Here is a 21,044-nt window from a genome sequence, read left to right as displayed (position 1 = left end):
GCTGACTTAACCTTTCCCGAGAAGACCGGAATATAGAGAGACGTAACGCTCGGCACTTGTGGCCCACGAAACGTCCGATTTCATGCCCTGGGTCTGAATTCGCGCCCAGACCTTGGGTTCGTTGTATGCGCGCAATACGCGCCTCACCGCAAGCCGCAACCCGTCGGCGGTGACGGGGGTGAACTGGAAGCCGGTGGCGACCTTGGCCGAAAGCCCGGCCTCGTTGGCGTCGATGATCGTATCGGCCAGTCCGCCCGTGCGGGCGACGACCGGCACGCAGCCGTAGCGCAGGCCGTAGAGCTGGGTCAGGCCGCAGGGTTCGAAGCGCGACGGGATAAGGATCGCGTCCGAGCCTGCCTGCATCAGATGCGACAGCGGCTCGTTGTAGCCGGTGACCATGCCGATATGGCCACGGTGACGGGAGGCGGCCGCCAGAAGCGCACCCTCGAGCGCCGCATCGCCGGAGCCGAGCACGACGAGCTTGGCACCCATCGCGACGATTTCATCCGCGACCTCGGCGACGAGGTCCATGCCCTTCTGCCAGGTGAGCCGGCTGACGACGCAGAAGATCGGCCCGTTGCCCTTCTCGAGTCCGAAGCGTTCTTCCAGGGCACGCCGGTTGCCGACGCGCTGCTTCAAGGTCGTCGCACTGAAATGCTGCGCAATATGCGGGTCGGTCTGCGGGTTCCAGATGTCGGCGTCGATGCCGTTGACGATGCCGCTCAAGTCGGAGACTCGGCTCTTCAACAGACCCTCGAGACCCATGCCGAATTCGGGCGTCAGGATCTCCTGGGCATAGGAGGGGCTGACGGTGGTGATCGCGCTTGCCGTCTGCATCCCGCCCTTCAGGAAGCCGACATCGCCGTAATACTCGACGAACTGCATCGAGAAGGCTTCCGGAGGAAGAGCCAGCTCGGGAAAGACCGAGGCGCCGAACTGGCCCTGAAAGGCGATGTTGTGGATGGTCATGACCGTAGGCGTCGCGGGGGCGCGGCCAAAATGCATGTAGACCGGCGTCAGCGCCGTCTGCCAGTCATGGGCGTGGACGATATCGGGTTTCCAGCCGGGGACGACATCGCCGGCGGCGACCTCGGCTGCTGCAAGCGAGAGTGCGGCGAAGCGACGGAAGTTGTCGGCATAGTCACGGCCGGTCGCATCGACATAGGGACCGCCGTCTCGCTGGTAGAGCGCCGGCTGGTCGAGAACCAGGAGATCCAGGCCATCGATCTCAGCGGCGAGGATCGTGGCCGGATTACCGAACAGGTTCTCGAAGGCGCCGACCTTCTTTTTCTTCTTCAGCTTCTGCAGCACGGCGGGATAGCCGGGCAGGAGAGTGCGGGTCTTGATGCCGTGCGGCGCAAGCGCTGTCGGGAGCGCGCCGGCGACATCGGCGAGCCCCCCGGTCTTGACCAGCGGATAGACTTCGGACGCAACGGACAGGACATTCATGGAAGGCAGACCTACATCCCCAGCTTGTCGATCATCGTTTGCGTGATCAGGCAGACACCGTTTTCCGAGCGCCGGAAACGCTTGGCATCGAGCTCCGGATCGTCGCCGACGACGAGGCCCTCCGGGATCACGACACGGCTGTCGATGACCACGTTACGCAGCGTCGCATGGCGACCGATCTTCACATCGGGAAGAACTACGGCATTCTCCAGACGGGAATATGAATTTACCCTGACGCCTGTGAATAACAGGCTGCGGTTGAGTGCTGCGCCCGAGATGATGCAGTCGCCGGAGATGAGCGATGAGGTCGCCGAGCCGCGGCGGTTTTCATCGTCATGCACGAACTTTGCCGGCGGCTTGATCTCCGCGAAAGTCCAGATCGGCCAGGTGCTGTCGTAGATGTCGAGTTCCGGCGTCACATGGGTGAGGTCGATATTGGCCTGCCAATAGGCGTCGATGGTGCCGACGTCGCGCCAATAGGCCTCGCGCTCGAAATCGGAGCGCACGCAGGACTGGGTAAAGCGGTGCGCGACCGCTTTGCCGTTGTCGACGATGTAGGGGATGATGTCCTTGCCGAAGTCGCGGCTCGATTTCGGATCGGCAGCGTCGCGGCGCAGAAGATCCATCAGGAACTTCGTGTGGAAGACATAGATGCCCATGGAGGCGAGCGCCATGTCGGGATTGCCGGGGATGCCGGGCGGATCGGCCGGTTTCTCGACGAAGGCGATGATGCGATCCTTGTCGTCGACATGCATGACGCCGAAGCCGGTCGCCTCCATGCGCGGCACTTCGAGGCAGCCGATGGTGACGTCGGCGCCGGAATCGACGTGCTGCTGCAGCATCAATTCATAGTCCATCTTGTAGATGTGGTCACCGGCGAGGATGACCATGTATTCGACGCCGTGGTCTTCGATGATGTCGATGTTCTGGTAGACGGCGTCGGCGGTGCCTTCGTACCATTGCGTCTCGGAAACGCGCTGGCTGGCAGGCAGGATGTCGAAGCTTTCGTTTCGTTCCGGACGGAAGAAGTTCCAGCCGCGCTGCAGGTGGCGAATCAGGGAATGCGCCTTGTATTGGGTGGCGACGCCGATGCGGCGGATACCGGAATTCAGCGCGTTTGAAAGCGCGAAGTCGATGATACGGGCCTTGCCGCCGAAATAGACCGCCGGCTTCGCCCGTCGGTCGGTCAGCTCCTTGAGGCGACTGCCGCGACCGCCAGCGAGAACATAGGCCATGGCATCACGTGCCAGAGGTTGCGTACGCTTTTCCACCATTTGTCCTCCCCAATCATTGACTTCCGGGGTCGTCACGGCGGCTTTTGGCGACGCCTTGCGACCCTCGAATCTTACAGTCTCATGCCGCCTGCCGATTTCGGCTGGCGGACCTTATGAAATCTACTCCTGCTCCAGCATCAGTGTCGCCAGAGGCGGCAGCGTGATGTTGGCGATTGTCGCTCCCGTAGTGCTCTTCTCGGCGTAGACGGCGCCGCCGTTGCCCTTGCCGCTTCCTCCGTAGATTTCCGCGTCGGTGTTGAGGATCTCCTTCCAGCGACCCTGGACCGGCAGCGGGATGGCGTAGCTCTCCCGGTAGACGGGCGTGAAATTGGTGATGACGGCGACGAGCTTTTCACCGGGCGCCTTGCGCAGCCAGGCGAAGACCGAATTGTCGCGGTCGTCGGCAAGCAGCCACTCGAAGCCATCGCCTTCGCAATCGCGCGCATGCAGGGCGGGCTTGGCGCGATAGGTGCCGTTGAGGTCACGCACCAGCCGGCGCATGCCTTCGTGCAGGTGGTATTCGAGCAGGTTCCAGTCGAGTGCGCGGTCCTCGGACCACTCGCGCCATTGCGCGAATTCCTGGCCCATGAACAAAAGCTTCTTGCCGGGATAGCCCCACATGAAGGCGTAATAGGCCCTGAGATTGGCGAACTTCTGCCAGTCGTCGCCGGCCATCTTGGCGATCAGCGAGCCTTTGCCATGCACCACTTCGTCATGGGAGAGCGGCAGCACGAAATTTTCGCTAAAGGCGTAGAGCAGGCCGAAGGTCAGGTCGTTGTGGTGGAACTTGCGGTGCACCGGTTCGCGCGACAGGTATTGCAGCGTGTCGTGCATGAAGCCCATGTTCCACTTGAAGCCGAAACCCAGGCCGCCAGCATGAACCGGATGGGATACCTTCGGCCAGGAGGTCGATTCCTCGGCGATCGTCAGGATGCCCTGGTGGATGCCGTAGATCTGGGTGTTCATCGTCTGCAGGAAGCGAACCGCTTCGAGGTTCTCGTTGCCGCCATACTCGTTCGGCACCCATTCGCCGTGCTTGCGCGAATAGTCGAGGTAGAGCATCGAGGCGACCGCATCGACGCGCAGCCCGTCGACATGGAACTTCTCGGCCCAGTAGAGCGCGTTGTTGACGAGGTAGGACAGCACCTCCTGGCGGCCGAAATTGTAGATCGCCGTGTTCCAGTCGGGGTGGAAGCCCTGGCGCGGGTCTTCGTGCTCGTAGAGCGCGGTGCCGTCGAACCAGCGAAGCCCGTGCTCGTCCGTCGGGAAATGCGCCGGCACCCAGTCGAGGATGACGCCGATGCCGACCTTGTGGCAGCCGTTCACGAAACGGGCAAAACCCTCAGGCTCGCCGAAGCGGGCGGTCGGTGCATAGAGGCCGGTCGTCTGGTAGCCCCAGGACGGATCGAAGGGAAACTCGGAGATCGGCAGGAACTCGATGTGGGTGAAGCCCATTTCGACGCAATAGGGGATCAGCCGGTCGGCAAGTTCGTCCCAGGAGAGCATCTCGCCATTGTCGCGGCGCTGCCAGGAGCCGGCATGGACCTCGTAGATCGAGATTGGTTGCCGCCGCGCGTCGACCGTCGCCCAGTGCTTGCGATGCGCCTCGTCCTCCCAGGTTTGCGCGATTTCCGGCGTCGTCACCGAAGCGGTGTTGGGACGAAGCTCGGACCTGCGGGCAAAAGGATCGGCCTTGAGCGGCAGCAGCGTGCCACTGCGGTCGAGGATCTCGTATTTGTAAGCAAGGCCGGCCTCGACGCCGGGAATGAAGATCTCCCAGATGCCGGTGTCAGCACGCAGCCGCATGACGTGGCGCCGGCCATCCCAATTATTGAATTGCCCGACGACGGAAACGCGCTTGGCATTGGGCGCCCAGACGGCAAAGTGATAGCCGTCGGCGCCATCGTGATGGATCGGATGCGCGCCCATCTTGTCGAAGAGCCGGAGGTGTGAACCTTCGCGGATGTAATAGTCGTCCATCGGCCCGAGGACCGGGCCGAAGCTGTAGGGGTCGATAACGATCCATTCGCCGCCCTGGTTGCGGGCGCGATAGCGCACGGGCTGGGGTTTCTTCAGAGAGATGGGACCTTCGAAGAAGCCGGCATCGTCACGCCGTTCGAGCGTGCCGAGCTCTTTGCCCGAGAGCGTTTCCACCGCCACGGTCTCGGCATCGGGGATGAAGCAGCGGGCAAGGATGGCCTTGCCGGCGGGGTGTACGCCGAGGACCGCGAAAGGATCATCGTGCGTACCCGAAAGAATGGCCGCGATATCCGGCGCTGACAGCAGACCTGAAGCTGCGGGTTCCGGGTCCTTGCCGGCCGAAGGCGTCATCCAGCTCTCCAGATTTCCCCGGCATATTGCCGGATGGTGCGATCGGACGAGAACCAACCCATCCGTGCGGTGTTGCGGATCGCCTGCGCATACCAGTCGGATGGGTTCGTCCAGAGCTGGTCGATCTCCCGCTGCGCTTTGGCATAGGCTTCGAAATCGGCGGCAACCATGAACCAGTCATGATTGTAGATGCCGTCGATGAGGCCGGAGAAACGGTTGCGGTCATCGGGCGAGAAGACGCCGGAGGCGATCGCCTGGAGGGCCTGCGACAGTTCGGGCGAGCCCTCGATGATGGCGCGCGGATTGTGGCCCTCGGCACGCGCCTTTGCCACTTCCTCGGCGGTCATGCCGAAGATCTTGATGTTTTCCTCGCCGATCCAGTCGCGCATCTCGACATTGGCGCCGTCGAGCGTGCCGATCGTCAGCGCCCCGTTCAGCGCGAATTTCATGTTGCCGGTGCCCGAGGCTTCCATGCCCGCGGTCGAGATCTGCTCGGACAGATCGGCGGCCGGAACCATGATCTCGGCGAGCGAGACGTTGTAGTTCGGCACGAAGACGATCTTGAGCAGGCCGCGCACCGCAGGATCGTTGTTGACGACCCGGGCGACATCATTGGCAAGTTTGATGATCAGCTTGGCGTTGTGATAGCTCGGCGCCGCCTTGCCGGCAAAGAGCTTGACGCGCGGCACCCAGTCCAGCTCCGGATGCGAGCGGATCTGGTCGTAGAGCGCGACGGCTTCGACGATGTTGAGGAGCTGGCGCTTGTATTCGTGGATGCGCTTGATCTGGATGTCGAACATCGCCGACGGATCGAGCCTGATGCCGAGCCGGCTCTGGACGAGCTGGGCGAGGCGGACCTTGTTCGCACGCTTGACGGCAGCGAAATGCTCCTGGAAATCCGCCTTGCCGGCGAAGGCATCGAGCGCCTGCAGTGCCTCGGTATTGTCCATGAACTCATCGCCGATCGCGTCACGGATCAGCCCGAAGAGCCCCGGATTGCACTGCATCAGCCAGCGGCGCGGGGTGATGCCGTTGGTCTTGTTGTTGATGCGTTCAGGGTAGAGCTTGTGGAGGTCGGCAAAGACCGTTTCCTTCATCAGCTCCGTATGCAGCGCCGAAACGCCGTTGATCGAGTGCGAGCCGACGAAGGCGAGGTTACCCATGCGCACCCGGCGCTCGCCGCTCTCGTCGATCAGCGAGATATTGCGGATCTCATCGTCGGTGGCGCCCTTCTGCTTGCGCGCCTCGATCAGGATCTTGGCGTTGATCGCATAGACGATCTGCATGTGGCGCGGCAGCAGCCGTTCGATGAGCGGCACCGGCCAGCTTTCGAGCGCTTCCGGCAGAAGCGTATGGTTGGTGTAGGAGATCGTGCGGCGGGTGATGTCCCAGGCCTGCTCGAAATCGAGGCCGTGCACGTCGGTGAGCAACCGCACCAGCTCGGCCACGGAAATGGCCGGGTGGGTGTCGTTCAACTGAATGGCAACGGCGTCCGGCAGCGAGTTGAAATCCGGATATTGCTGCAGGTGCCGGCGCAGGATGTCCTGCAGCGAGGCGGATGAGAAGAAATATTCCTGGCGCAGCCGCAGTTCCTGACCAGCCGGCGTCGCGTCGGCGGGATAGAGCACGCGGGTCAGGCTTTCCGCCTTGTTGCTCTCGCGCAATGCGCCGATGTGGTCGCCGGCGTTGAAGGCCGCAAGCAGGATCGGGTCGATCGGCTGCGCCGTCCAGAGGCGAAGCGTGTTGACGCGCTTTGCCCGCCAGCCGACGGCGGGCGTGTCGAAGGCGGTGGCGATGACGCGCTCGGCCGGCTTCCACACAAAGCGCTGGATTTCCTCGTCGATGTTGGCCGTTTCGACCACGCCACCGAAGCCGATCTCGTAGGAGCTTTCACGCCGCTCGAATTCCCAGGGATTGCCGTGGGCGAGCCAGGTCTCCGGCAGTTCCACCTGCCAGCCATCGGCCATCTGCTGGCGGAACAGGCCGTGCATATAGCGGATGCCGTAGCCATAGGCGGGCACGTCGACGGTCGCCATCGATTCCATGAAACAGGCGGCGAGACGGCCGAGACCGCCGTTGCCGAGTGCTGCGTCCGGCTCGAGCTCGGCGATGACGTCGATATCGACGCCGAGAGAAGCGAGTGCGTCGCGCATCTCGTCCATCAGGCCGATATTGGTCATCGCGTCGCGCATCAGCCGGCCGATGAGGAATTCGAGCGACAGGTAATAGACCCGCTTGGCACCGGTCGCGTAGGTCTTCCGGGTGGAATCCATCCACTTGTCGGTGATGCGGTCGCGGGCGACCAGGATCGCCGCCGTCAGCCAGTCGTGCGGCTTCGCGACCTTCGGATCCTTGCCGATACGATACTTCAGACGTTCGAGGATTTCGACGGCGAGCTGGCCAGGTTCAGACGACCTTGGGGCGGGTTGCGGCACTTCGTTGGTGGAGAGCCTGTTCATCATGAAACTGTCTTTACCCTTTTGCGTTGGGAGGTCGCAGGCCGGAACCGACCGGGGATAGGGCAATTTATGCATCGATCCGAAGCGCTTGCAACAGATGTTTTTAAATGGATTAGAATTGTCTCAAACGGTGGAGGACGTGTCCTCTCGAAACGCAAAATGCCGCCCGGCGAACCGGGCGGCATGGTATTGATACGGTCGATGTTACTTCGTCAGACGTGCCATCTTGCCGGAGGTCGTGGCTCCGATGTCGCCGAAGTCTTTGACCAGCGCCGCGGCATTCTCCGGCGACTTGAAGTCGGCCGCGCTGCTGGCGCATCGGTCAAGCACCGATTTTCCCTGGTTCGGTGCCATGAAGGCGATGGTGAAGACTCGAATGCCGGCCTTCTTCGCATTCTCGCACTGCGTGAGTGTCGCGGTGTCGGAGGCGTTGTCCACGGGGGTATAGGTGGCGCGGTCATACGGCAGTTCCGGCTTCGGTTTCCCGTACTTGTCCAGTTCCGGCTTGGGAAGCGGCAGGGCCATTCCGTTAAGGTGGGTGTTCGCTCCATCGGTCATGAAGACGATGTACTTCTGCGGAGTAAGTCCGTTCTTCGCCTTGTGTTCATTCTCTTCGGTGCCGCTTTTGAGAGCCGTGACGGCCTTCTCGAAGGCGCCGCTCGAATCCGTTCCGCCATTCGCCTTCAGAGCTTGGACATAAGTGCTGACCTTCGTGGTACCCCAATCGACTTTTTCTTCCGCGAAGACCGAACTACTATAGGACACGGCACCGGCGCGCACATACCTGTTGTCGGGATCCATCGCAGCCAGCGGCTTCAACAACGTCTCAACCGCAGACTTCAAGGTCGTGGTCTTGTCGATCATGCAGGGCGTCGACGGCTTGACGTTGCTACCCCAATTTTGCGCGTTCCAGTTGATGCAGCTGGTCGTCGGCTTCTTCTCAACGTTCGTCGCGAACGCCATCGAGCCCGAGCGATCGAGGACGAGGTACATCGACATGGCGTTCTTGGTTTCTGTCGCGCTTTCGGCGACGGCGACCGTCTCCAGATTAATGGATTTTTGCCCCAGCAGTTGTGTCATCGGATTGAATTGAAGCGTCTGCTTGTTGACGACGGTGACCTTGAAGGCCGTGTCGCTCGTACCGACCTTTGTCGAGGTTATGTCGATCGTCGGCTGGGTCTGAGTATCCGTCGGCGAAGGACTGCCGTTGCCCACGTTGCTGCCATCGGTGCCCCCGGGTACATCCGTCGAGCTCGTTCCCGACTGCGCCTTCAGGAAATTCAAGGCAATTTCCTTTGCCTTGGCGATCGTTGGCGGATCCTTTGAGACCAGTGAAGAGGCCGCCGCGAGCGCCGCCGCGTCGGCTGCATCCTGCATCTGGTTCTTGGCCGTCATCATGCTGGCCAAGTCGACGGCGACGCCGCCGGCCGCCAACAGCAATGGCGTTGCAAGCGCCGCCATGATACCGAAATTACCACCCCGGTCCTTGAGCATCGCCACAAGGGACCGGCCTACCGTGTATCGTCTTCCCATCTTTGCACACCCCAGAGGAACACGTTGCAAGCTTGGGGGCACAAATAGCGTCGATGGCTTACGATATCGTTCCGACAATCGCTGCAATTTTAACGGAATTCAGGAAAACCAGTGCTTACAGAGGGTTCCGCAATCGTGGCCTTGTCCGGAAACGGGAAACGGCCTGTGCCAAATCGGATCAGGGCACCGGAATGACGTCCACGGCCTGCTTCGTTGTCTGGCTGCCATAGCTCTTCAGGACCCCGATGACGGGGGCGACGTCGCCGTAATCACGGCCATGGCCGACGACGATATGATCGGTTCCCGCCGGAATATTGTTGGTCGGGTCGAGTTCGAGCCAGCCGCCTGTGGTACCGCACCAGATCCGCACCCAGGCATGCATGGCATCGGCACCCTCGAGGCGTTCCTTGCCGGGCGGAGGGATTGTCCGCAGGAAGCCGCTGACATAACCGGCGGGGATGCCGAGGCTTCGCAGCGCCACGATCATCACATGGGCGAAGTCCTGACAGACGCCGCGCTTCAGTTTGAACGCCTCGCCCGGTGTCGTGTTCACGGTGGTTGCCTCGCCGTCATAGGTGAAATCGCGGTGGATGCGTTCGCACACGGCGACGGCGATCTGTCGGACCGTCATGGCGTCGGTGACGATATCCTGCGCGTAGGCGGCAATTTCGGGAACTTCCGGCAGGAGCGGGCTTGGCCCGTTGAAGTGGTGTGGCGCTTCGGCGTCGACCGACCAGCAGGCGGCGAGTTCGGCCGGCAGGCCGGTGAGATGAGGCGAAAAATCCGCTGTCAGCGGCTGCGGCTCCACCTGCACGCGCGCCTGCATGCGGATCGTCAGATCGGCATGGGAGGAGCGGAAGAGGATCGACGTGAACGGGTTGGCAAAGAAGTCGATGCTTTCGGCGCGCTCGGCCGGCATCGGCTGGCAGCTCAACGAACCGACGATGAGACGCTGGCGGCCCTGAAGGGTTGCCGGCATGACGCGCACAAGGTGGCGACCGCCGGAGACCGGCACTTCGTAGTCATAGGTGATCTTCAGGCTGATATCGTAAAGCAATGGTCGCGCCCCTTAGCCGAGATAGGTTCGCGCGAGCAGGTTGGACAGGCCTTCGAGATCCCGCTCCAGCCGATTGTAGACACCGAGAGTCATGGCTTCCGGCGTCATCACCGCGAGGCCGGAATGCAGGCGCATCGCCTCGCGATAGAAGGGTGACATCTGTCCATTGACGAAAGCGTTCGGCAGCAGTTCCACCTCGGTCTTGATCTCGTTCAACTGGTAGAGCACCGAGCGCGGGTTGAGTGGGTCGAGTGCCAACAGGTCCGTTACGGTCAATGCGGCGGTGCTGACATTGTAGCGCCGGCGGTGGGTCATGACGCTGTCGCCGATCTCGAGCAGCATGTCGTAGGCGCCGTCGGGCGCATCCGGTCCCGACATATGGCCGAGCAGCCGCGTCATGTGCAGGCCGCGCTCGAGATAGCGGCCGATCGAAAGAAAGCGCCAGCCGGTGAAGCGGTACATGTTTTCGTGCACGAGGCCGGCAAAGCCGGCGAGCTTACGCAGAAGCACGGTCATCGCGCGGGTCGCGTCGTCGCCGGCCTGCACTGTCGCGTGGAACTTGCGTGCCGTCTGCGACAGGTCGTTCAGCGCCAGCCAGCCGTCCGGCGAGAACCGGTCGCGAATGTTGCCGGCGCTGAAGAGGGCGCTGGCAATATTGGCAAGCAGGCTGTCGGGCACCGGCTGGCGCGTGTCGATGTCGAGCGCGGCGAGATAGTCGCTGACATCGCTCAGGAGCGGCAGGCCCGGATCGGCGGTTTCGGCGAAGCGACCGTGCCAGGCGCGCAGGATGCGCAGCGCCCCTTCGGCGCGCTCGATGTAACGGCCGAGCCAGAAGAGGTTGTCGGCCGCCCGGCTCGGCAGGCTCCCGGGCATGTTGCGGGTGAAGCTCTCCTCCGCCGGAAGCAAAGTCGTGCGTTCCACCGGACGGTCGCTGACGATCCAGACGTCGGCGGCGGTGCCACCCGCCTGCATCGCAATGGCGGCCACATCGTCGCCGGAGCCGATGCGGGCGAAACCGCCGGGCATGATCTGCCAGCCGTCCCGGGTCCGTGCTGCGAAGACGCGCAGGCTCATCGGGCGTGGCGTCAACCGGCCGCGAACCCAGGCCGGGGTGGTCGAAAGCGTGACGACCTCCTGGCCGACGAGCTTGCCGCCTTCCGCGCCAAGCCAATCGGCAATCGAGGCGCGGGCCTCCTCGCCGAGCGTTGCGCCAAGCACGGACTGGCCGTTGTCATCGAAGAAGGGGCGCGTCGCATAGGCCGGGCCGATGACCATGCGATCGAGATTGGCAGCCACCTGTTCTCGCTCGCCCGGCTGCCCGCACCACCAGGTGGCGATCGAGGGCAGCTTCTGCTCCTCGCCGAGCAGGTGACGGCAGATCGCCGGCATGAAGGCGAGGAAGGCGCGTGTCTCGACGATGCCGGTTCCAAGCGCGTTGACGATCGAAACGGAGCCGGCGCGAAGCGCCTCGACGATGCCGGGCGTGCCGATATGCGAGGATTGGTTCAGCTCAAGCGGGTCGGCGAAGGCGGCGTCAAGGCGGCGCCAGAGCACGCCCACGGGTTTGAGACCGGCGACGGTGCGTACCATCACCCGGCCGCCGACCACCGTCAGGTCTTCGCCTTCGAGCAGCATGAAGCCCAGATAGCGGGCGATATAGGCATGCTCGAAATAGGTCTCGTTCGCGATGCCGGGCGAAAGCACGGCGATGCGGTCGTCCGGATGCAGTTTGCGGCCCTGGAGCGCATCGCGGAATTCGCCGAAGAAGCCGGCCAATCGGTGCACGTGGGTTTCGGCATAAAGATTGGAGAAGGCGCGCGTGGTCGCGACCCGGTTCTCCAGCGCGAAGCCAGCCCCGGAGGGCGCTTCGGTGCGGTCCGAAAGGACCCACCAGTTGCCATCGGGCCCGCGGCCGATTTCGAAGGAGACGAAGTGCAGAAAGTGACCATCGGCCGGCTTCACGCCGACGAGCGGCCGCAGGAATTCCGGATTGGAGGCGATCAGCGCCGGCGGTAGCAGACCCTCGCGCACCAGCCGGTTCTCGCCATAGATGTCGGCAACCACCTTCTCCAGAAGCTCGGCGCGCTGTACGAGCCCTTGCGAAACCGTCGCCCATTCCTTCTCGTCGATCAGGACCGGGATATGGGACAAGGGCCAGCTTCGGTCCGAGCTCTCCTTGGCGCCGTAGACCCGGTAGAAAACGCCGGCGTCGCGCAGGTAGCGGTCGGCGCGGGCGAAGCGGTTGGCGAGTTCCGTTTCGTCGAGCCGTCCGAGCGTCGCGAGCAGCCGCTGCCAGACCGGGCGGACATTGCCCTCCCGGTCGAGCATCTCGTCGGCGATACCGGGAAGGGCGCGGTAGCCGAAGACCGGATCGTCGTCGGTGCCCCGATGGTTCACGGCGGCTGTCAGCTTTTTCGCCATTTACGCTCCTGGCGGACGCCTGAGATCAAGCGTCATCGGGAATTCCATAGACGGGCTTTCCGGGCGAAGCGGGTAACCTCCTGACGTATGACCCCAGGGCTCGAACCGCGCCAGGCGCCGCGCTTCGGCCTCGTTGCCGTTGACTGGAAACGTATCGTAGCTTCGCCCACCCGGATGGGCGACATGGTAGACACATCCGCCAATCGCCCGATTCGACCATGTATCATAAATGTCGAACGTGAGGGGAGTATTGACCGGCAGGACCGGATGCAGGCCCGAGGCCGGCTGCCACGCCTTGTAGCGCACGCCGGCAATGGCCGAGCCGTTGGAGCCGGTGCGCGTCAACGGCACCGGCCGACCGTTGCAGGCAACCGCATAGCGCTCGGGATTGGCGGTATCGAGCCTGACCTGCAGGCGCTCGACCGAGCTGTCGACATAGCGAACGGTGCCGCCGATCGCCCCCTGCTCGCCCATCACGTGCCAGGGTTCGAGCGCCTGACGGATTTCGAGCCTGGCGTCTTGATATTCGACCTCGCCGCAGAAGGGGAAGCGGAACTCGAGCTGGGCCTCGAACCATTCTGGCTTGAGGTCGAAGCCGTGAGCGCGAAGATCGGCGAGCACTTCGAGAAAATCCTGCCAGACGTGGTGCGGTAGCATGAAGCGGTCGTGCAGCGCTGTGCCCCAGCGCACGAACCGGCCGTCGATCGGATGCTTCCAGAAGCGGGCGATGAGGGCGCGCACCAGCAATTGCTGGGCAAGCGACATGCGGGCGTTCGGCGGCATCTCGAAACCGCGGAACTCGACGAGGCCGAGACGCCCGGTCGGCCCGTCAGGCGAAAACAGCTTGTCGATGCAGATCTCCGCCCGGTGCGTGTTCCCGGTCACGTCAACGAGCAGGTTGCGGAACAGCCGGTCGACGAGCCAGGGCAGGGGCGGCGCTGCCGCTGACCCCGGCATCGGCACCTGGGCGAGCGCGATTTCGAGCTCGTAGAGCGAATCGTGACGGGCCTCGTCGATGCGCGGCGCCTGCGAGGTCGGGCCGATGAAGAGGCCTGAAAACAGGTAGGAGAGCGACGGGTGCCGCTGCCAGTGCAATACGACGCTCTTCAGCAGATCCGGACGGCGCAGGAATGGGCTGTCATTGGGATTGGCGCCGCCGACGACCACGTGGTTGCCGCCGCCGGTGCCGGTGTGGCGGCCGTCGATCATGAATTTGTCGGCGCCGAGCCGGCTCTGGCGCGCCTCTTCGTAGATCGCGGTGGTGATGTCGACGCAATCGCGCCAATGCGATGCGGGATGTATGTTGACCTCGATCACGCCAGGGTCCGGCGCAACTCGGATGACGTTGATGCGCTCATCCTGTGGCGGGGCATATCCTTCGATATGGACGGGCAGGCCGATGTTGGCGGCAGCCCGTTCCGCTGACGCGATCAGGTCGAGATATTCCTCGATGCTCGTCGTCGGCGGCATGAAGACGCAAAGCCGGCCGTCGCGCGGCTCGACGCTGATGGCAGTGCGCACCAGGCCGGCGATCTCGTCGCGCGCCACCGGTAGCGGGGTCTCCGGAACCTCCGAGGGCTGGAAACGCGCCTGCTGCGGCCGGCCTCCGGCTTCGGAAAAATCGGGGAGATCGCTACGCGGCACGGTCGGATCGACCGGGTTGATATAGGGGAACCAGGAGGGCGCGATATAGGGCAGGGCGCCGAGCGGCAGGCGATAGCCGACGGGACTGTCGCCGGGCACGAGGAAGAGCCGGCCGCGGCGGGTGCTCCATTTTTCGCTCATCCACTTCCGTCCCGATGCGCGGGCGTTCCAGGCCTGCACCGGCAGAACGTAACCCGTGGGCGTCGTCAGCCCGCGCTCGAAGACACGCGCCATGCGGCTGCGTTCCTCCGGATCCTTGAGCTTGGAGTTGGCCGGGTCGACATTGTCGGGGAGGTTCGCCTCCTTCAGCAACCATTCGGCCGGGTCCTCGAAGGCGGGCACGACCATGTCGGCGGCAAGGTCCAACTCGCCGGCGATTGCCTGGAGCAGGCGTTCGGCGTCCTTCTCGGTGACATCGTGGCTGCCCGCCTCCTCGGCGATGAGATCGGGGCGGCGCCAGATCGGTACGCCGTCCTTGCGCCAGTAGAGCGAGAAGGTCCAGCGCGGCAGGCTTTCGCCCGGATACCATTTGCCCTGGCCGTAATGCAGGAAACCACCGGGGGCGAAGCGCTCGCGCAGGCGCCGGATCAACGCGTCCGCCTTTTCGCGCTTGGTCGGGCCAACGGCGGCGGTGTTCCATTCCTCGGACTCGAAATCATCGATCGAGACGAACGTCGGCTCGCCGCCCATCGTCAGCCGGACGTCGTTCTCCTGCAGCACCTGATCAACCTTCTCACCGAGCGCATTCAGCGCGTCCCAGCTTTCGTCGGAGAAGGGCTTGGTGATGCGCGGATGTTCGGCGACTCGCGCCACCTTCATGTCGAAGGCGAAATCGGTGCGGGTTTCGGGGTCGCCGAAGAAACCGCCGGAGATCGGCGCTGCGTTGCGGAAATGCGGGGTGGCGGCAAGCGGGATGTGGCTTTCGCCGGTCAGGAGGCCGGAGGTCGGGTCGAGCCCGACCCAGCCGGCGCCGGGCAGGTAAACCTCGGCCCAGGCATGCAGGTCGGTAAAATCATGGTCGGTGCCGGAGGGGCCGTCGAGTGCCTTGAGATCGGGGGTCAACTGGATGAGATAACCGGAGACGAAGCGCGCGGCGAAACCGAGATTGCGCAGGATCTGGACGAGAAGCCAGCTCGAATCGCGACAGGACCCGCGGGAGGAAGTCAGCGTCTCCTCCGGCGTCTGTACGCCGGGCTCCATGCGGATGACGTAACCGATCTCCTGCTGCAGGCGCGTGTTGAGCCCGACGACCATGTCGACGGTGCGTTGCTGCGAGCGGTCGACCGTCGCGAGGAAGGCGCCAAGCGCCGGGCCGACCGGCTCCGGCGTCATGTAGATCCGGAGGTCGTCGCTGAGATCTTCCGGGTAGGGGAAGGGCCAATGCTCGGCCTCCTCTTCGACGAAGAAGTCGAAGGGGTTGTAGACCGTCATGTCGGCGACGAGATCGACCTCGATCTTCAGTTCGCTGACCGGATCGGGAAAGACGAAACGGGCAAGATAGTTGCCGTAGGGATCCTGCTGCAGGTTGACGAAGTGATTGGCGGGCGAAACCTTCAGCGAGTGGCTGATGACCTTGGTCTTGGAATGGGCCGCGGGCTTCAGCCGGATGATCTGCGGCGACAGCCTTACGGGACGGTCATAGGTGTAGTGGGTCAGGTGATAGATACTGGCCTTGATCGACATGCCGGATTTGGTCCCCTTCGTGGGAGGTCTGGCGCCCCCATCGCCACGAAGTTTGTGCAATGCAAATCGAGAATGCAAGCGCGAAAGCGCGCCGGGAAAATCAAGGCGCTGCAATGCTTTCGCACACCCGGGCGGGGCGTGCGAAAGACGGGCGTTATGCCGTCAGGCGAGCGGTGGGTTGATGCGAGCGAAACCTTCCTGGCGGTAATAGGGGAAGTAGGGATAGGCCGGCGTCGTCTTGCTTGCTTCATCGAGCCGGGCAATCTGTTCCGGCGACAGCGACCAGCCGACGGCGCCGAGGTTTTGGCGGAGTTGCTCTTCGTTGCGGGCGCCGATGATGACGCTCGAGACGGTCGGGCGCTGCAGCAGCCAGTTGATGGCGATCTGCGGGATCGTCTTGCCGGTCTCCTTGGTAAGTTGGTCGAGCGCGTCGACGACGTCGTAGAGCTTCTCGTCATCGACCGGCGGGCCGAAGGCCGCGGTATCATGCAGGCGGCTGCCTTCCGGCCAGGGCTGGCCGCGCCTGATCTTGCCGGTAAGCCGGCCCCAGCCGAGCGGGCTCCAGACAAGCGCGCCGACGCCCTGATCGGCTGCAAGCGGCATCAGTTCCCACTCGTAGTCGCGTCCGACGAGCGAATAGTAGACCTGGTGGGCGACATGGCGGACGAGGCCGCGCTTCTCGGAGACGGCCAGCGATTTCATCAATTGCCAGCCGGCGAAGTTGGAGGCGCCGACATAGCGCAGCTTGCCGGCAGCAACGAGGCCATCAAGCGTTGAGAGCACCTCTTCGACCGGCGTCCCCGCGTCGAAGGCGTGAAGTTGCAAGAGGTCGATATAGTCGGTGCCGAGCCGCTTGAGCGCGTCGTCGACGCCCTTCGTCAGGCGCGAACGCGATGTGCCGGCATCGTTCGGGCCATCGCCCATCGGCAGCGCGATCTTGGTGGAGAGCAGGACGGCATCGCGCCTTCCCTTGATGGCGGCACCGAGCACGGTTTCGGAGGCCCCGTCCGAATAGACGTCGGCCGTGTCGAAAAGATTGACGCCGGCCTCCAGCGAAATGTCGATCAGCCGTCGCGCTTCGGCTGCGTCGCTGTTGCCCCAGGCGCTGAAGAGCGGACCCTTGCCGCCGAAAGTTCCTGCGCCGAAGCTCAAAGCCGGCACCTTCAGTCCCGATGATCCAAGCCGTCTGTATTCCATGTCTGCAAGCTCCTCGTTGGCTTTGTTCATGCGAGACACCGGGCGCCGGCGCTCGCTTCAAAGAGAAGGTGGTGTTGGGTTCATTTGCGATGTAGATCTCACGAAGGAACATCATTTGTGAGTTGAAGTCACATGTCGCGCTTGACGGTCAATCGTTCGGGGGAAATGGCGGTTTTTGCCAAGGTGGTGGAGCTTGGCGGCTTCTCGGCCGCCGCCAAGGTCTGCTGCATGACGCCGTCGGCCGTCAGCAAACTCGTCCAGCGACTGGAGGAAAGGCTTGGTGTCCGGCTCGTCAACCGGTCGACGCGGCGGCTGCAATTGACGGCGGAAGGCTGCGCCTTTTATGAGCGGGTCGTGCGGATCCTCGCCGACATCGACGAAGCGGAGCGCTCGGCCGGTGCCGGAGAGACGCCGGAGGGCCGGGTCCGCCTCAACGTCAGCGCTTCCTATGCGACGCACGCGTTGATGCCGGTGCTGCCCGAATTCCTGACGGCGTTTCCGTCGGTCTCGCTCGACATCCTGCAGACGGACGCTGTCGTCGATCTGATGGCGGAGCGGGTTGATATCGCCGTGCGCGCCGGCCCGCTGAAGACATCGAGCCTGATTGCCCGCAAGCTTGGCAGTACCTCGATGACGATCGTCGGCGCGCCATCCTATCTCGACCGTTTCGGCGTGCCTCAGACCATCGCGGATATCGAGGCGCATAACCGGCTGAGCCACAGCTATGCCCGGGCGTTCGATGGCTGGCCGCTCCTTTCGAATGCAGAACAGATCATTCTGCCGCCGACGGAACGGGTGCGGGTGAGTGATGGCGAGGGTTTGCGTCGGCTCGCGCTTGCAGGCGTGGGTCTCGCCCGGCTGCCGACCTTCACGGTCAGGGAGGATATCCAGGCCGGCCGGCTGCAGCCGCTTGTCGGGCACCTGAACCCTGGCGACACCGAAGCCTTCCACGCGGTGTTCCACGGTCAGGGCGGGGCTCTGCCTGCCCGCGTGCGGGTTGTGCTCGATTTTCTCGCTACGCGCGCGCGGATTTCGTCTTTGTGAAGGAGGCAAGCTCTGCAGGACGGCCGCAGACGCGATTGCGACCCTCCGATTTGGCGCGATAGAGCTCCGTATCGGCGCCCTCGATCAGGTGCTTCCAGCCGCCGTTTGCGGTTCGTCCCTCCGCCACGCCGAAACTGGCGGTGACGTTCAGCTTCTGTCCGCCCGCAACGACGATCGGTTCATGAGCGAGATTGGCCCTGATCCGTTCTGCAAGCGCAAGGGCCGACTCGATGCTGTCGCCCGGGGTGATGATCGCGAACTCCTCGCCGCCGAAACGGGCGACGAGATCGGAGTTGCGCACGGAGTTGCGGATGATGCGGGCGGTTTCCTTGAGCACGATGTCGCCGACCAGGTGACCGTGGGTATCGTTGATCTGCTTGAAATGGTCGATGTCCATCAGGATCAGACAGGCATCCTGGTTGCTGTCGGCCGCGTCTTCAGCGCCACCGATGAGCTCCAGGGCCCGGCGGTTGAGCAGGCCGGTCAGTTCATCGGTTTCGGCCTGGCGTTCGAGGTGCCGCATCAACAGCGCGCGTTCGTCGAGGCGCTTGCGCAGAACGTCGATCGCGTCGAACAAGCGCCCCATCTCGCCTTCGCCGCCCCTGCCTTGAAGACGCGCGATCGGGCGGTCGTTGGCAAGTTCGATGATGCTATGGCGTGCAATGAGCAGCGGCTCGAAGACGAGAGAGCGGGCGCGGCGCATCAGAACCAGTAGGACCAGGAACAGGGCGAAGGTCGCGAGGCTGGCGACCGTCAGCTTGGCCGAAGCCCGCGTCTTGTTCACCGCGAGCCGCTCGACGGTCGCATCCATGAAGGCGCGGCGAAGATCCTCGAGCGGCTTCATCTTCGGGACGAAGCGGTCGGTCAGTTGCTCGGCCGTCATCTGGTAGGCACCCGATTGTCTGCCGATCGTGACAATGCTGTCGATGATCGCAAATCCATCGCCGAAGAACTCGCGGTCGATCCTGGCGAGATCTGCGATATTGGCCGGTTTCAGGGCGGGAAGGGCGCCGGGCTTGCCGACAATGGACCAGATCTCCTGCAGCCTGCCGCGCGTACGCTCGCTGTCGGCGATGTTCTTCGCTTCGAGCGGCCGCCCGACGGCGACCGGGGCCATCACCTGGGATCCGAGGCGGCCGCCGTCTTCGCGCAGGTTGGCGAGCATCTGTGCCGCGAGTGCGATGCCGGCGAGGTTCGGGTCGGTGTTGGTCAGGCGTTGAACGTTCCAGTCGATCGCCGGGCGAATGGCATCGATGACGCTGAACATCGCCTCGATCGTTGCCTGGATTTCTGTCAGGTCCCGTCGTTCGGGCGGAAGGGCGGCAATGCGATCGACCTCGGCGCGTGCCAGCATCAGGCGGCGGCGGACTTCGACGAGAATGGGGGAGAGGGCACCGGCCGGCTCCGTGCGGCTGGCATTGTCGATGTCTTCGGTGAGCTTTGCGAGCGCCTCGTCGCTGCGGGCGCGAAACTCGGCAAGGCGGGCCTGGACGGGCGAACCGGGCGCCACGCCGATGCCCAGCACGCCATTGGAAGGTCCGCGCTCGGCCGAGAGATAGTTTGCGGCGTCGAGCACGCGGCAGAAGGCCATGACTTCGATCAGGTTGCGGCGGGCGATGGCGAAATCGCTATAGGAGGCGGCAATGATCTCGGTCGCGAGCACACCGGTACAGGCGACGACGATAGCGAGCAGCCATTGGAGCTTGTGGCGCAGCGCCTTTGCGGTACGCGCTTTCGCAACGCCCGTCTCTGGGGGCGTATAGCTGCCGCCTTTGCTCTTCATTTACGCGAAGTTGCTCCACCCATGTCGCCGCTCATCGCTTTGGCTGTCGCGACAATTCTTGTCGTGCGACAAGAAACCCATCCGAAATCAGTGTGCTCGTCGCCCCTGCTATCGTATAAGGTGTTAAATAAGCTTGAAATACCCTGAGATACTAGGGGTTGCGCCGCAACCGAGGGATGCGTACGACGCAGGGCAGCGGTTCGTCAGTGCGCTCTACCCATCGGATCGAAAGAAGCCCGCCTCCCATGGGGTGGCGGGCCCTGTTTCTTGCGAACGCTTATCGGTTGGCGATACGTGCGGCCGGTTCAACGCTTCGGCGCGACCAGCGCGAAAAGCGCGCCTTGCGGGTCGAGCGCCTGAACGATCCAGGCGCCGCCGGGCACCTCCATCGGCTCGAGCACGACCTTTCCGCCACCGGCCTTGAGGCGCTCGATCGATGCGTCGAGCGTGGGTACGTTGATATAGTAGAGCCAATAGGGCGCGGGTACTTCCTTCGGCTTGGTCATCATCCCGCCGATCGGGGCGCCGCCATGGGCAAAGATCTGGTAGGTGCCCATCTCGCCCATGTCCATGCCCTGGTCCTTCGTCCAGCCGAAGAGCTCGGCGTAGAAGGGGAAGGCGGTATCGAGGTCCCCGGACGCGAGCTCATGCCAGCCGACAAAGCCCGGCGCCATCGGATCGGTGGCCGGCGGCGGATCGCCCGTTCCCTTGAAGATGGCGAACACGGCGCCGTGCGGGTCGGTCACGACCGCGAAACGCCCGATGCCCGGGATATCGTCCGGCGCGCGGTGAACCTTGCCGCCCTTGGCCGCAATCTTGGCGGCGGTCGCATCGACATCGTCGACGCCGACATAACCGAGCCAGGCGGGGGGCACCTTCATTTCGAGTGCGCCTTCCGGCATGGTCATCAGTCCGGCGACCGGCAGTTCGCCGACGCTGAACAGCGTGTAGCTGATATCGGCCATGCCGGAATCGCGGGCAGTCCAGCCGACGACGTCCTTGTAGAACGTTTCCGCCGCGGCCATGTCCGTCGTCATCAATTCATACCAAACGAATTTGCCGTGATCTGCCATTGCCTTGCTCCAGTTTGCTTTGGCGCGGCGCGTCCTGCGCCGCTTGGTTGCATGCTCGAATGGACCGCCGTCGGATGAGGTTCTAGCGGGCGGCCG

Annotated in this window: 12 protein-coding genes; 1 reads left to right on the top strand and 11 read right to left on the bottom strand. The window is 63.6% G+C overall.

All coding sequences use genetic code 11. The annotated features are described in order from the left end of the window. Positions 1-6 precede the first annotated feature (6 nt). From glgA to QM996_RS14715, 9 genes are all read right to left on the bottom strand, one after another. Positions 7-1,449, bottom strand: coding sequence for a glycogen synthase (glgA, locus tag QM996_RS14755; RefSeq protein WP_500268112.1), 1,443 nt, complete (start codon positions 1,447-1,449; stop codon positions 7-9). Positions 1,450-1,460: 11 nt separating this feature from the next. Further along, positions 1,461-2,723: a glucose-1-phosphate adenylyltransferase gene (gene glgC / locus QM996_RS14750; protein WP_173520349.1), complete on the bottom strand. Its 1,263-nt coding sequence runs from the start codon at positions 2,721-2,723 to the stop codon at positions 1,461-1,463. A 120-nt stretch (positions 2,724-2,843) separates the two neighbouring features. Further along, positions 2,844-5,054: a 1,4-alpha-glucan-branching protein gene (glgB, locus tag QM996_RS14745; protein ID WP_500268111.1), complete on the bottom strand. Its 2,211-nt coding sequence runs from the start codon at positions 5,052-5,054 to the stop codon at positions 2,844-2,846. Continuing rightward, positions 5,051-7,513 carry a glycogen/starch/alpha-glucan phosphorylase gene (locus QM996_RS14740; protein ID WP_500270321.1) on the bottom strand — a complete coding sequence of 821 codons (2,463 nt, stop codon included), beginning with the start codon at positions 7,511-7,513 and terminating at the stop codon, positions 5,051-5,053. Before QM996_RS14740 ends, glgB begins: the two co-directional genes overlap by 4 nt. Positions 7,514-7,717: 204 nt before the next feature. Beyond that, a complete protein-coding gene (locus QM996_RS14735) occupies positions 7,718-9,124 on the bottom strand; it encodes a vWA domain-containing protein (protein WP_500268110.1) in 1,407 nt (468 codons plus the stop codon). A gap of 100 nt (positions 9,125-9,224) precedes the next feature. Beyond that, positions 9,225-10,103, bottom strand: a complete 879-nt coding sequence (locus QM996_RS14730; protein WP_500268109.1) for a transglutaminase family protein — start codon at positions 10,101-10,103, stop codon at positions 9,225-9,227. A 12-nt stretch (positions 10,104-10,115) separates the two neighbouring features. Further along, entirely contained in the window at positions 10,116-12,524 is a 2,409-nt protein-coding gene (locus tag QM996_RS14725) for a circularly permuted type 2 ATP-grasp protein (RefSeq protein ID WP_500268108.1), read from the bottom strand. Further along, positions 12,525-15,851: a transglutaminase family protein gene (locus tag QM996_RS14720; RefSeq protein ID WP_500268107.1), complete on the bottom strand. Its 3,327-nt coding sequence runs from the start codon at positions 15,849-15,851 to the stop codon at positions 12,525-12,527. 162 nt (positions 15,852-16,013) lie between these two features. Beyond that, the gene (locus QM996_RS14715; RefSeq protein ID WP_500270320.1) at positions 16,014-17,048 is read right to left on the bottom strand and encodes an aldo/keto reductase; all 1,035 of its coding nucleotides are present in this window, start codon (positions 17,046-17,048) and stop codon (positions 16,014-16,016) included. 132 nt (positions 17,049-17,180) lie between these two features. Between QM996_RS14715 and QM996_RS14710 the strand changes: the two genes are divergently transcribed. Next, positions 17,181-18,092, top strand: a complete 912-nt coding sequence (locus tag QM996_RS14710; protein WP_500268106.1) for a LysR family transcriptional regulator — start codon at positions 17,181-17,183, stop codon at positions 18,090-18,092. On the opposite strand, the gene QM996_RS14705 is transcribed toward QM996_RS14710, so the two are convergent. After that, on the bottom strand, positions 18,064-19,875 hold the full coding sequence (locus QM996_RS14705; RefSeq protein WP_500268105.1) for a GGDEF domain-containing protein: 1,812 nt from the start codon (positions 19,873-19,875) through the stop codon (positions 18,064-18,066). The two genes, QM996_RS14710 and QM996_RS14705, sit on opposite strands and share 29 nt — an antisense overlap. 305 nt (positions 19,876-20,180) lie before the next feature. Continuing rightward, positions 20,181-20,948, bottom strand: a complete 768-nt coding sequence (locus QM996_RS14700) for a VOC family protein (RefSeq protein ID WP_500268104.1) — start codon at positions 20,946-20,948, stop codon at positions 20,181-20,183. Positions 20,949-21,044: the final 96 nt, after the last annotated feature.

This window comes from Sinorhizobium chiapasense, assembly GCF_045277575.1.
GTDB lineage: Bacteria > Pseudomonadota > Alphaproteobacteria > Rhizobiales > Rhizobiaceae > Ensifer > Ensifer chiapasense_A.
This window is presented reverse-complemented; position numbering and strand designations above follow the sequence as displayed.